Below are 11946 nucleotides of genomic sequence, written 5' to 3'. Positions count from 1 at the left end.
AGATGGTCTGTCGGCCGGCAGCGGAGCCTGCGGTGCTGCCTGTCGGATTCACGAGCGAAGCCCTACACCGCGGTCGAGGTGTAGGGCTTCGATCGCTGGTCTGTAGATCAGGAAGCTCGAGATCAGGAAGCTTGCTTCTCTGCCTTCTTCGCCTCGCGAGCGAGCGAGCGATCGCGCATTTCCTCGAACTTCGTCGCCTGCTTCTCGAGGTCCTCGAGGAACGCGGCCAGCTCTTCACGCTTGTTCTCGCCGCGTCCGGTGAAGTCGTCGCGCTCGAAGATGCGCCACTTGCGCAGTACCGGCCACACGACGTCCTCGAGGTGCTGGCGCAGGTCGTAGATTCCGTGCTTGGCCATCAACACACCGTTGCGGCGGAAGTTCGGCATCCCGGCGCCGGGCATCTGGAAGTTCATGACGATGTCCGACAGCGCGTCCAGCGTCTGATCCGGTGCGATGTCGAGGGCCGCAGCGCTGATGTTGCGGTAGAAGATCATGTGCAGGTTCTCGTCCGCCGCGATGCGCTGGAGCATGCGGTCGGCGATGGGGTCGTCGCAGACCTTGCCGGTGTTGCGGTGCGACACGCGCGTCGCGAGCTCCTGGAACGTCACGTACGAGACGGAGTGAAGAAGACCCGTCTGCGAACCGGCGGGAGAGGCGAATCCGTTGGTCATGTGGATCATGCGCGCCTGCTCGAGGGCCACGGGATCGACCCCGCGGGTCACGACGAGGTAGTCACGCATGACGATGCCGTGACGGTTCTCCTCGGCGGTCCACCGGCCTACCCAGGTGCCCCAGGCGCCGTCCTGCGAGAAGTTCTCCGCGATCTCGCGGTGGTACGACGGCAGGTTGTCCTCCGTGAGGAGGTTCGTGATCATCGCGGCCTTTGCCACCTCGGACAGTTTGCTCTGCTCCGGGTCGTAGTCGATGCCACCGAGTTCGGCGAAGTTGCGGCCTTCGTCCCACGGCACGTAGTCGTGGGGATGCCACTCCTTCGCCATGGACATGTGCCGGTTGACGTTGTCTTCCGCAACCGGAACGAGCTCCTGGAGCAGCTCCAGCTGTGTCAGATCCCTCGCCATTACATAGCCTCCATACATTGCGGACAACGGTCTCGAGCTTACGGCACCGTAACCACGCTGTGAACTCCGCTGAGTTCGCTGGGCGCGGCACGTCACCGGCTGATTTGTCGGAGAATCCCCCGAAGGGTGTGTTCGTTCCCCGAAGTCGAACCGTTACCGAGTGTACGACCGTGCACCTCGGAAGTGTGCGTACTCGTAGCTGGGAGTGCGCTGCGAATCCGTCGGCGACCCGATGCGACATACCGCTCGGCCCGGTGGCGGGAGAGGTGGTGAAGTGCCCCCAGTAGGACTCGAACCTACGACCTGCGGATTAAAAGTCCGTAGCTCTACCAACTGAGCTATAGGGGCGCGGATCGAAAGTGTAGTGGGTCCGCCCCGGCACTTCGCCACGCCCCCTGGCGCGCTCTCGAAAAGAACACCGGGAGGGTTCGGTCACCGACCGAAACTGCTGCATCCGTCGGGTGCCGGTATCCCGGCGAGCCTGTCGTCGATCCACTGATGGGAGCCTGGGAGCCCGGAGACGGCGACGATCATGTGTTCGCCGACGTATTCCTCCAGTCGAACCTGGGCGCCGCCCGCGCACCATTCGTCGTACAGGGTTTCGGCGCCTTGTTTGGGAATCCAGAACTCGTGCTGTCCCTGATAGATGAAGACCGGCGCCGACGGTGTGAGGTCGCCACCCATGCGGGTCTGCCGGATGATCTCTTCGGCTATGGGCGTTCGGTCGACGTTCGGCACGTCGGAGAGAGCCTGGACAGGAATCGGCGCGACGAGGCCGCCGGGCGCGAGCAGGTACACGCACATGTCCTTGGCGATCTGGGCGAGTCGCAGCCCGTTGGCGTTCATCAGTTGGAACATCTCGGGATATTCACGTGCCACGCCCATCGCGGCCGACAGGAACAGGGTCGATGCGGCGTTGTTGCCGTTCATCGACCCGAGGAGGATGCGGTAGTCGATGGGGGCGCCGCCGAATGCCGTTCCGACGATGTTGACGTCGGGTGCGTACACCGGTGCGAGTTGGGCCGCCCATCCGGATGCGATGGCGCCTCCGGAGTACCCGGTGATGGCGATCGGTGATTCGGCAGGCAGGCCGAGTGACGGCAGATTCACCATGGCGCGTAGGGCATCGAGGACGGCGTGCCCCGCCATGCGTCCGGCGGCGTACGCCTGGCGCGGGCCTTGGTGATCGGTGACGACGACGGCGTAGTTCTTGGCCAGGAAGAGTTGTACCGCAGCGATTTCCGGTGCGATGCCGCGGGGCAGTGTCCAGGACGGCGCACATGTCTGGCCGAGTGAGTCGATTGCCATGTTGTAGGCGACGACGGGTCGGGGTCCCGGCCCCGCCCAGGGTGCTGTCGGCACGATGACGGTGGTAGCTCCGGCGACCGGCCTATCCTTCGAATCCGTTGTTCGGAAGAGGATCTGTGTCGATTGGACAGGGGTGAGCAACGGGCCGACGGTGACTGTTCTGGTGTTGAGAACCGCGCCGGGAGAGTAGCTTTCGAATCCTGGTGGTGGATCGAACCACGGCTCGCCCAGTGGTGTTGCCGCGGCCAGTGTCGGGTCCTGGGCTGTATCGAGGAAATCGGACACCGGGTCGGCGTTCGCCGTCCAGGTGGCGGTGGTCAGCAGCGCGACGCTGAAGATTGTTGCTGCCGATCGGCGGAGGATGGTTCGAAGAGTCATGCGTGCCCCGAATTCGTTGTCGTCGTTGACCACGATGTGTTGTGGGCCACAGTAAGGGCGAGTTCGGGTGGGCGAGTGCTTCCGGCGCTTTCGGAGGCGAAACCGTTATACGAACCCCTTCTGAGACTTGCACGGCCACAGCGATATCGGCGTCGAGACGTGCGAATGAATCGAACTGGCAACGAATCCCGGGGTGTTCGATTGTTTCGACGCCATCGGTGTGGTCGAGCGGTCCAGAATGTCTGCGTGGCAGGGGATTCGTGACCGGCCGGGCTCGGTCGACCGTCGGCACGGTAGAAGTGTGTCGGACCCGTGGCCGATGGGAGTGCTGCATTTCGAGTCCATCGGAAGAGGCGCTTCACACAATTGTGACGCTTTTGTGGCGGAGGTCTCGATTTCGCCGTGCGTCGAAATCGTGGATTGACACCGGCGGGCTATATGTAAAGCCGTTCGGAATTGCTCGGTGTAGAGCTCCAATAGCGCGGCCCGCGACAAAGAAACGGCTCGAGTGCGCACCCCCTGCAGCGCACTCGAGCCGGCCTGATCGTACCACTCGGATTGTTTGAAGACAGCTCGGAGATTTGTCCGGATTACTGTTTCCAGCACTTTTTCCGAGCGAGTGGTCGGTCTCGAGTGCGCTGGTTCAAGTACGCTCGACTAGCGGTACTGCCTGCTGATAGATGCAGGTCGCTCGGGTTCGGAGGCACGGAAGCAATGGCACAACAAGAGCGCGCTCGGCGAACCCGAGCAGCGATAGTCGAAGCGGCGGCATCGGAGTTTGCACGCCGCGGGTACGCGGCTGCGTCGGTGAACACCATTCTGGAGGGCTCGAATGCCACCAAGGGTGCGATGTACTTTCACTTCCAATCCAAGGAAGACCTGGCTCGTGCCGTTCTGACGGCCGCGCTGGACCGGTACGTCGCCATCACGGAGAAATGGCTCGATTCGCCGCTGCACCCCTTCGAGGTGATCCGAGGGATCATCGACGACCTGGCGCTCGGGTTCCAGAACGACGTGATCGTTCGTGCCGAGTTCCGGCTGATAGTCGAGCCCGAGTTCTACGCCGAGATTCAATCCGGCGGAGGCCGTGTGTGGGGCCGTGCGGGGGTGCAGCTCGCGCGGAAGGCCCAGGAGATGGGCGACCTCGACCCCGAGTTCGGCCCGGAGAAGTTCATCCGAGTGCTGTCTGCGTCTCTTGCAGGCCAGCGGTACATGGCCGACCTCGTCTCCGACAGTCGCGATCTGCGCGTGATGTTCGAGGAATCGCTCGAAGTCGTTCTTCACGCGATGGCGTCACCGGCATGGCTGGACCGCTGGAAGGCTGAGGGATGGCGCGAAAACACCGCAGAAACCGAGTCTGACCTGCCGGTTTGAGTTTTCCGCGAAAAGTGTCCTAAGCTATCCCAGCTCCCAACGGAACGCCGTTGAGGGTAGCGGCGGAGCAGTTCGGAACCGAAGAAATTCGAGTCCGGGTCATTCCGTCGGGCCCCCTTCGTCTAGCGGCCTAGGACGCCGCCCTTTCAAGGCGGTAGCGCGGGTTCGAATCCCGTAGGGGGTACGCAGGAAACGATCGGAATTGACAAACCGGTCGGCAGTACAGCAGTCTCTTGCAGGCCGCCGCGGTTCGAAGCAGGTTCAAAGCCTGCTAAGGTCTACGGCGGGAAGTTCCTCCGGGAATGTTTCACAGCAAGGCCCTGTGGCGCAGTTGGTTAGCGCGCCGCCCTGTCACGGCGGAGGTCGCGGGTTCGAGTCCCGTCAGGGTCGCAAATCCGATGCGAAAGCATCGGCTTGCGCGTAGTTCACGAGATGGCATTGTCACCGGTGCCGCCCGGCCAGGTAGCTCAGTTGGTACGAGCGTCCGCCTGAAAAGCGGAAGGTCGCCGGTTCGATCCCGGCCCTGGCCACCACAGCGTTCACAAGCCTCCACCGAGAAACTCGGTCGGGGGCTTGTTTCGTTTCCGGGTTGCTGCAGGCTCCGCTTCACGGTCACGGCGCCGACCGAGTTGCCGGACGGTTACGCTTCTCGCTGTGGACGTGATCGACAGCGCGCAGCGCGCCTTGGCCGCGGGTGACCTCGACGGCGCTCGGGAACGTCTGTACGAGGCACTGAGGACGGCGCCGGCATCCCAGCCCGTTCTGGAACTGCTCGCGTACACCCACCTGTTGCGGGGCGATCGTGCTTCCGCTGGGGCGGCGTGGTTCCTGACCGACAAAGCCGACGACGACCCGACCGCGTCGTCGGCGTTCGAGGCCCTGGCTGCCCGTCACCGTTCTGCTCTCGAGTTGGCGAAATCGCTGCCCATCAACGCCCCGTCTCGGTACTACCCGGAGCGAGCTCGCGCGCGGCTCGACCGATTGGTCACCGCAATCGCTGCCGGCGGGCAGGAATGGGTGCCACCCAGGGACACGGTGTACTTCGACGAGGCGGGCGTCGATGTCGACGATTTCGTCGACGACGAGTTCTCGGACGGAAGCGTGACTCGCAGCGGCAGGCCACTGCGTCAACGTGTGTTGGCGACCCTGGTGATCGTCGCGATCGCGGCGACGTCCGCATCGGTTGTGTTGGCCATTGTGTTCTCCTGACACACTGCGCGACGGTCGGAGATACTGCAGGCGTAAAGTTTGTTTTTCGACACCGTCCGGAACAGAAGGCACCATCATCGATCCCACCCCGCAGGAGACGAGTCACCGCGACGCCAACTACGCGGTCAATCTTGCGCAGGCCCGCGTCTTCGCGAGGAGTCTTGCCGAGCACATCGAGAAGTGTTCGGCCTCCATCGAAGTTGCGCAGGCCCGGTCTTTTCGAGCGCGCGCGGACAAGGCCTTGACCCGGGCACGTGAACTCGACAGCGAAGCGGCCACGTTGCGTCGTGAGCTCTACGAGATGTATCGCCAGATCGACAACATGACCGCCCGCTTTCCCGAACTACGCGGAGACCCCGCTCTGCGCAACTGAGCCCGGCGCCAACACGTGCCCCCAGCGCGCCAGTGCTATCCGTCGTGACTCGGAATCGTGGCTGTCGCGGCCCTCGGCGATCGTGATGACCGTCCGCGCCAACTCGAACAGGCTCACCCTGTTGTCACGGGCGGTGGCGAACAGGTCGTTCACCGCGGCAGTGACGGTCACGCCGCATCGGCCGACGAGCACACCCGTCGCGATATCCACATCCGAGCGCGATGCGGGTCCCCGAGACACCGTTGTTTCGGGATTTCTCTCAGTCATGAACGTTCCTCGTACCTCTCGTGTGCTTCGGTGGTTCCGGAGCCGACGTCGTCTGCTCTCGGATCGCTCACTCTGCCATATGGATCCGACTGGAAAGTAGCGAAACAGCTACGAATCGGTGGGCTTGGCTCGAACGTGCATCCGTTCGCCCTGCGGGCCGAAAAGACTGAGGATTTCCACAGGGAGATCGTCGACTGCACCGAACCAATGCGGTACCCGGGTGTCGAACTCGGCGGCTTCGCCCGGCTTCATGACGATGTCGTGTTCACCGAGAACGAGGCGCAATCGACCGTTGAGAACGTACAACCATTCGTACCCCTCGTGGACACGGGGCGACGGCTCGGTGCGCACCGGATCCACGATGAGTTTGTACGCCTGCATCCCGCCCGGCCGACGGGTCAGCGGGTGAATGGTCACGTGCTCGCGGCGTACCGGGGTGCTCTTGATGCGAGGGTCTTCGACGGGCGGTGGGCTGATCAACTCGTCGAGCGGAATCTGATGGGCCCGTGCGATCGGCAACAGCAGCTCGAGGCTCGGTTTGCGTGAGCCGGATTCCAGCCGCGAGAGTGTGCTGACGGAGATGCCCGTGGTGTCCGCCAGCGCGGAGAGTGTTGTTCCGCGTTCGCTGCGCACCTTCCGCAGGCGCGGGCCGACGCCTGCGATGACCGAACCGACGTCGTCCTCGGAAGTGCTCATGAGGATATTGCAGTTTCGGCAAACGATTTTGTCAAGCGAGAGTCAGGGGCAGGCGAGTGCGGCCTGGTCGTAGATCCGCTGCGCCTGCTCGGTCGTCGGAACGGCGTCGCCCTTCGCGGCCTCCACCTCCAACTGCGCAACGATGTCCGACTCCGGGGTACCGCCGGCGATCTCCGTACACGTACTGGACAGGAGGTTCTCGATCGCGGTGTCGTCCCTGCCCTCGGCCAGCCCACCGAACTGGGCACGGAACGCGACCACGAACGCTTGCACCTTGGCCTCGTCGAACACGCTTCCGGCGCGATCCCGGACACTCGTCGCGATGCTGCTTGCCGAGCCGGCGGCGTTCTCGAGCGACCGATCCGCGTCGGATCGATCCTCCGCAGTGCACCCCGCAAGAAGCAGGGCACCGATCACGACGGACAGGGCCGCAGTACGGGTTCGCGAAACGATCGTCATGTCCGCGATGCTATCGCGCATCACCGACGTCGCCTTTTCACCCTCATCGGCCCCTGATCGCGCCCATACTTGTGCAGTGACCCCCGACGTCGCACACACGACCGTCCGAGTTCGGCACTCGCGCGTGCACCGTGACGCGTACGGCAGCACCGCCGCCGAAGCATTCATGATCATCGCGATCGTGACGATCCTCGTCACCCGCTTGTATCTGGAACTCACCCACTACCCCCAAGTGGGTGGCAAGACCCTGCACATCGCACACGCGCTGTACGGCGGCGCGCTGATGATGGTGGCGTTGCTCGTCGGGTGGCTGTTCATCGGGTTCGGTGTCCGGGCGCTGGCCGTCGTCCTCGGCGGCGTCGGATTCGGGCTGTTCCTCGACGAGGTCGGCAAGTTCGTCACCAAGGACAACGACTACTTCTACGGGCCGTCGTCGGAAATCATGTACGTCCTCGTCGTCGTGGTCCTCGTGCTGAACCGCATCGTGCGGGATTCCCGACGGCCTTCCCACGAGGAGACTCTGGCCAATGCGGCCGCGATCGCGGCGGAGGGCGTCGCACACGGGTTGCCGGATCATCGCCGGGAATGGGCGTTGCGCATGGTCGACCGCGCGGAAGCCGAGGGCGCCGAGGTCGATACCGTCGCCGGTCTTCGATTGTTGCTGGAGGGTGCCCCGGTGACGCGTTCGCGGTTGTACGACGCTCGCATGTTCGCGCCGCGGCTGATCCCTGGCTTCCTGAAGAGTCCGCGCCTGGTTCCGGTGGTGGCGTGGGCGATGACGGCTGCGTCGTTCGTCGGTGTGGTCTTCGGGGTGGTCGAACTGACGCTCGGTGGACTCGATCTCGACACGCGCGACAGGACCATCGATATCGACGAAATGGGAATTGCCGGCGGAATTCTGTTCGCGTCGTCGGCGATCACGTTCCTGCTCGCGTTTCCGGCCGTGCTCCGGCTTCGCAAGGGCAGATTGTGGCCACTTCGATCCCTGCGTATCGCCGCATTGGTGTTCACTCTGCTGAATGCCTTGGTCGATTTCGCGCAAGAAGGATTCACGGCGCTGATCAATGTCGCGATCGGATTGGCCACAATGGCTGTTCTTTCTCACCGAATCTCGGTGCGAACGGCCGAGATCGCCGAGGAGAACGCGTCGCGGGGCGACGTCGTATCGATGCCGAAATAGACTTGTCAGGACGGAAAATCGAGCGTTCGACGGGTCTCGAAGACACACCGTTCGCCGGTGAAAGGATCGTCGAAACTCAGCTCACGAGCCAACAGCGCCAGGGGGCAGGAATAGTCGTCGTGAGCGACCTCGTAGAACGTCGGGTAGAAGTTGTCCCCGACGATCGGCACTCCCAGTGAGCTCATGTGCAATCGAAGTTGATGTGTGCGTCCGGTTTTGGGTGTCAACGTGTACCGTGCCCAGCCGTCGTGGACGGCAGCGACCTCGACCAGTGTCTCGGCGTTGGGCTCGCCAGGTACCTCTTCGGCACGAAGAACGCCGCGCTCTTTGACCATTCGACTTCTGATCACCAACGGAACGGTCAGGTTCGGATCGTGGCGAGCGATGGCGTCGTAGATCTTGGTGACGGTACGAGCCGCGAACAGTTCCTGATACGCGCGCCGCACCTCGGGCCGGATCGTGAACACGAGAACTCCGGCGGTGAGCCGATCGAGGCGATGGGCGGGCGACAGATCCGGCAGGTCGAGTTCCCGACGGAGAACGACCAGCGCGGACCGCGCCACATAGGCACCGCGGGGGGTCGTCGCCAGAAAGTGCGGTTTGTCCACGACCAGAAGGTTCTCGTCGCGATGCAGAATCTCCATCGGGAACGGCACGACCGGTTCGACGGGCGGGTCTCGGTACAGATAGATGTCCGCGCGAGGACGCACCACGGAATCCAGCGAGATGGGAGTGCCGCCTGCATCGACGACCTCACCCAGCGCAACCTTCTCGCGGAGCCTCCTCTCGTCCTGCGGAAACCGCGAAATCAGGTATTGCAACACAGTGACAGGGCTCGGGTCGTAGGGCATCCGAATCCGAGTCGGACCGAGCCCGTCGCGCACGGGTAGGGGAGCACGCGCCATGCGCCCACCCTAGTTGCTCGGGATCAACAGCCACTCGGCGCGGGCTCGCCACGTAACCGAGCGTCGAGCCAGAGGTAGGCCTCGGGGAGGCCGAGGACGGTCGCGGAGAAGTGCTCGGCCGCAGGGTATCCGCGGAACACGACGTCGGCGCCCGATCGGCAGTATCGGTCGACCATGTCGGCGACAGGCTGGTACGGGGCGATGAAGTCGTTGACGCCCTGCCACACGAACAGTGGTGCCGTCGGGACTCCGTCGTAGAAGGTGACACTGTTCTCGCGTAGTACTTGTTGCGCACTCGGTGTGTCCGCCAGTGACGCGGCGGTGCTCAGGTCGCGAGCGCTGTGGAAGGCGCCGTCGATGAGGATCGAGCGTCGGCACTCGTTGAACATCTTGTTGCGCAGTGCGATTCCTCGGTCGTTGAGGTTGCTGGTGATGGGGAATCGACCCGGGTACTCGCGTTCGAGCCCGAGCGCCACCGCCATCGCCATGCCGAAGCCCGGGTGCGGTAGCGGGCTGTACGCCAGGTTCTGGGCGATCTGCGCCAGATCGGCCGGGATTCCACCCTCGGCGATTCCGGCGATGTCGAGATCCGGCGCGTACGTCGGCGCGAGCGCAGCAGCGAAGGATGTCGCGAGTCCACCGCCGGAGTAGCCCAGTAGGCCGACCGGCGAGTCACGGAGCGGCAGTTGCTCGAACCGCTTCACCGCTCGTACACCGTCGAGGGTGATCTGGCCCGCCATGCGCGCGGCACCGTAGGCTGCCGTCGGGCCGAGGTAATCCGGCACGGCAACGGCCCAGCCGCGGGCGACCATTCCCAGATACACGGCCGGTGCTTCGATCAGTTCCTCGGAAAACAACCCGTGCGACGGTGCGCATTTGGTGCCGAGGGCATTGACGATCGCCTGGTACGACACGAGGGGCGTGCCCTCACCGTGTCCCTGCGGCATCAGGACAGTCGTCACGGCCGCGATGGGATCGCCTGCGGAATCGGTGGAGCGAAACTTGACCTGCCACACGTCGGTGCCCGGGTACGCGGACGTAGGGACACGTCGGCTGTCGAGGACGTCGCCGTTGGCGGCGTCGGCCACGTCGGCGGGCGCGGCGTAGAACGCATCTGGATCGGCGACCAGTTCGACGGGTTCCGCGGCAGCGGTGGCCGGAAACCCGACCAGGGCGCCGACGGCTGCCAGCACTACGAACACAGCGGTGATGCGAGAACGCACGGATCTTTCCTTCTTCTCGGGCGGGCGGTGATCAGGCAGGTACGGGAACGGGCGGCGGCCCCGCGACCCGTTTGGGCAAGGCGAAGGCAAGCACCGCCGCACACGCGACGACGGCGGACAGTACGAAGAACACGTGACGCTGAGCGACGATGTACGGCTGTGCGGCGATCCACCCGGTGCTGCCCGGTGGGAGTGCGTCCGACAGCGTCGACAGTCGGTGGAAGAACAGCAGTCCCACGAGAGCGATTCCGACGGCTTGACCGACCTGCTGGACGGTAGGGATCAACCCCGACGCCGATCCGACGGTCGTGTCGTCGGTGCCCGAGACGATCGTCGTCTGCAACGGTGCGACGAACACGCCGATGCCTGCGCCGCCGACGAACAGTGGTGGTGCCAGCAGGGCGAGGCTGCGTGCCGTGTCCTCACGGTAGGTGAGGGCGGCGAAGCACATCATGGATACACCGAAGAGGACGAAGCCGAGCGGGAGCATCCGAGTTCCCAGCCGTGCGAACAAGGTCGGAGACACGACCGAGCACACCGCGGCGCCGACGGCGAACGGCAACGTGATCACGCCGGTGCGCATCGGCGACAACTCCAGGCCGAACTGCAGACTCAGCGAGACGGTGAAGAAGAAGCCGGTGAACGAGCCGAACATCAGAACGGACAGGGCGCAGCCGAGTGCGAACGTCCGTTGCCGGAACAGATCGAGCCTCACCATGGTGTGGCGTCCGGCTCGGCTCCATCGCCGTTCGTGGAGTACGAACAGCGCGAGGACCGCGAGCGAGGCGAGCACTGCCGAGGTGCCGCCGATACTCCATCCGTGCTCGTAACTGTGAGCCAACGGATAGATCAGAAGGACCAGTCCGAGGGTGGACAGAAGAACTCCGAGAACGTCGAGACGCTGAACCCCTGTGGGTTTCTCACGCGAGAGGCTCGCGGCCGCGATCACCATCGCCCCCACGCCGAGCGGTGCGTTGACGAGGAACACCGACCGCCAGCCCCACCCGAACATGTCCAACGAGACCAGGATCCCTCCGACGGACGGACCCAGAATTGCGGCACCGCCCGCGGTGGCACCGTACAGCGCGAACACGACGCTGTGGCGCTCGCGCGGAAACGCTGTGGCGATGATCGCGACGGTCTGAGCGGACACCATCCCGCCCGCGATGCCCTGCAGAACTCGCGCGGCGATCAGCAGTGTCGGCGAATCGGCGGCCCCGCACAGGATCGACGCAGCGACGAACACCGACATCCCGGTTACGAACACCGTTCTCCGGCCGACGATCCCGCCGAGCCACGCCCCGGTCAACAGGGTGCATGCGAACGCCAACGTGTAGGAGGACACGATCAGCGATTGCGCGCTCGAACCAGCATCGATGTCGGTGGCAATGGACGGAAGAGCCACGTTGACGATCGTGACGTCGATCATCAACATGAACACGGCCACCAGGCACGCGGCGAGCCTGCGCCGTGCCGTGCGCCGTGGGGATTGCAC

At 64.2% G+C, this 11946-nt stretch carries 12 protein-coding genes and 4 tRNA genes; 7 read left to right on the top strand and 9 right to left on the bottom strand.

The genetic code is table 11. The features are described from left to right. Positions 1-122 precede the first annotated feature (122 nt). The 3 genes from H292_RS0111665 to H292_RS0111655 all read right to left on the bottom strand — a co-directional run bounded on the left by H292_RS0111665 (position 123) and on the right by H292_RS0111655 (position 2765). Complete coding sequence (locus tag H292_RS0111665) at positions 123-1079, bottom strand: acyl-ACP desaturase (RefSeq protein WP_019667341.1); 957 nt, start codon at positions 1077-1079, stop codon at positions 123-125. 275 nt (positions 1080-1354) lie between these two features. Further along, a tRNA-Lys gene (locus tag H292_RS0111660) sits at positions 1355-1427 on the bottom strand. A gap of 84 nt (positions 1428-1511) precedes the next feature. Further along, positions 1512-2765, bottom strand: a complete 1254-nt coding sequence (locus H292_RS0111655) for a lipase family protein (protein WP_231383819.1) — start codon at positions 2763-2765, stop codon at positions 1512-1514. A gap of 714 nt (positions 2766-3479) precedes the next feature. On the opposite strand from H292_RS0111655, the gene H292_RS0111645 reads away from it, so the two are divergent. The 6 genes from H292_RS0111645 (at position 3480) to H292_RS28130 (ending at position 5721) form a co-directional block, all read left to right on the top strand. Next, entirely contained in the window at positions 3480-4139 is a 660-nt protein-coding gene (locus H292_RS0111645) for a TetR/AcrR family transcriptional regulator (RefSeq protein WP_019667338.1), read from the top strand. A gap of 111 nt (positions 4140-4250) precedes the next feature. Further along, positions 4251-4323: transfer RNA gene (locus H292_RS0111640), tRNA-Glu, on the top strand. Between the two features lie 132 nt (positions 4324-4455). Then, positions 4456-4529 (top strand) — tRNA-Asp (locus H292_RS0111635). Positions 4530-4595: 66 nt separating this feature from the next. Beyond that, positions 4596-4672 (top strand) — tRNA-Phe (locus H292_RS0111630). 121 nt (positions 4673-4793) lie between these two features. Next, on the top strand, positions 4794-5348 hold the full coding sequence (locus tag H292_RS0111625; RefSeq protein WP_019667337.1) for a DUF6584 family protein: 555 nt from the start codon (positions 4794-4796) through the stop codon (positions 5346-5348). Beyond that, the gene (locus tag H292_RS28130) at positions 5335-5721 is read left to right on the top strand and encodes a hypothetical protein (RefSeq protein ID WP_141216209.1); all 387 of its coding nucleotides are present in this window, start codon (positions 5335-5337) and stop codon (positions 5719-5721) included. Before H292_RS0111625 ends, H292_RS28130 begins: the two co-directional genes overlap by 14 nt. Here H292_RS28130 and H292_RS0111615 read toward each other — a convergent pair. The 3 genes from H292_RS0111615 to H292_RS0111605 form a co-directional block, all read right to left on the bottom strand. Continuing rightward, positions 5692-5988 carry an ANTAR domain-containing protein gene (locus tag H292_RS0111615; protein WP_230594378.1) on the bottom strand — a complete coding sequence of 99 codons (297 nt, stop codon included), beginning with the start codon at positions 5986-5988 and terminating at the stop codon, positions 5692-5694. The genes H292_RS28130 and H292_RS0111615 overlap by 30 nt on opposite strands. Positions 5989-6096: 108 nt before the next feature. Further along, positions 6097-6684, bottom strand: a complete 588-nt coding sequence (locus H292_RS0111610) for a helix-turn-helix domain-containing protein (RefSeq protein WP_020111539.1) — start codon at positions 6682-6684, stop codon at positions 6097-6099. 42 nt (positions 6685-6726) lie between these two features. Continuing rightward, positions 6727-7143, bottom strand: a complete 417-nt coding sequence (locus H292_RS0111605; RefSeq protein WP_230594379.1) for a hypothetical protein — start codon at positions 7141-7143, stop codon at positions 6727-6729. Between the two features lie 76 nt (positions 7144-7219). Between H292_RS0111605 and H292_RS0111600 the strand changes: the two genes are divergently transcribed. Then, positions 7220-8323, top strand: a complete 1104-nt coding sequence (locus tag H292_RS0111600; RefSeq protein ID WP_020111538.1) for a hypothetical protein — start codon at positions 7220-7222, stop codon at positions 8321-8323. A 5-nt stretch (positions 8324-8328) separates the two neighbouring features. Here H292_RS0111600 and H292_RS0111595 read toward each other — a convergent pair whose 3' ends face one another. Genes H292_RS0111595 through H292_RS0111585 form a run of 3 tightly spaced genes read right to left on the bottom strand, consistent with a single transcriptional unit; the run spans position 8329 to position 11946 of the window. Then, the gene (locus H292_RS0111595) at positions 8329-9228 is read right to left on the bottom strand and encodes a pseudouridine synthase (protein WP_027498768.1); all 900 of its coding nucleotides are present in this window, start codon (positions 9226-9228) and stop codon (positions 8329-8331) included. A 23-nt stretch (positions 9229-9251) separates the two neighbouring features. Continuing rightward, on the bottom strand, positions 9252-10451 hold the full coding sequence (locus H292_RS0111590; RefSeq protein WP_020111536.1) for a lipase family protein: 1200 nt from the start codon (positions 10449-10451) through the stop codon (positions 9252-9254). 31 nt (positions 10452-10482) lie between these two features. Further along, positions 10483-11946, bottom strand: a complete 1464-nt coding sequence (locus H292_RS0111585; RefSeq protein WP_231383818.1) for an MFS transporter — start codon at positions 11944-11946, stop codon at positions 10483-10485.

This window comes from Rhodococcus sp. 114MFTsu3.1 (assembly GCF_000383555.1).
Lineage (GTDB): Bacteria > Actinomycetota > Actinomycetes > Mycobacteriales > Mycobacteriaceae > Rhodococcoides > Rhodococcoides fascians_E.
This window is presented reverse-complemented; position numbering and strand designations above follow the sequence as displayed.

Excerpts from the sequence above, each read along its gene's own strand:
- H292_RS0111665 (WP_019667341.1), bottom strand. The coding sequence starts at position 1,079 with ATGGCGAGGGATCTGACACAGCTGGAGCTGCTCCAGGAGCTCGTTCCG.
- H292_RS0111655 (WP_231383819.1), bottom strand. The coding sequence starts at position 2,765 with ATGACTCTTCGAACCATCCTCCGCCGATCGGCAGCAACAATCTTCAGC.
- H292_RS0111645 (WP_019667338.1), top strand. The coding sequence starts at position 3,480 with ATGGCACAACAAGAGCGCGCTCGGCGAACCCGAGCAGCGATAGTCGAA.
- H292_RS0111615 (WP_230594378.1), bottom strand. The coding sequence starts at position 5,988 with ATGACTGAGAGAAATCCCGAAACAACGGTGTCTCGGGGACCCGCATCG.
- H292_RS0111610 (WP_020111539.1), bottom strand. The coding sequence starts at position 6,684 with ATGAGCACTTCCGAGGACGACGTCGGTTCGGTCATCGCAGGCGTCGGC.
- H292_RS0111605 (WP_230594379.1), bottom strand. The coding sequence starts at position 7,143 with ATGACGATCGTTTCGCGAACCCGTACTGCGGCCCTGTCCGTCGTGATC.
- H292_RS0111595 (WP_027498768.1), bottom strand. The coding sequence starts at position 9,228 with ATGGCGCGTGCTCCCCTACCCGTGCGCGACGGGCTCGGTCCGACTCGG.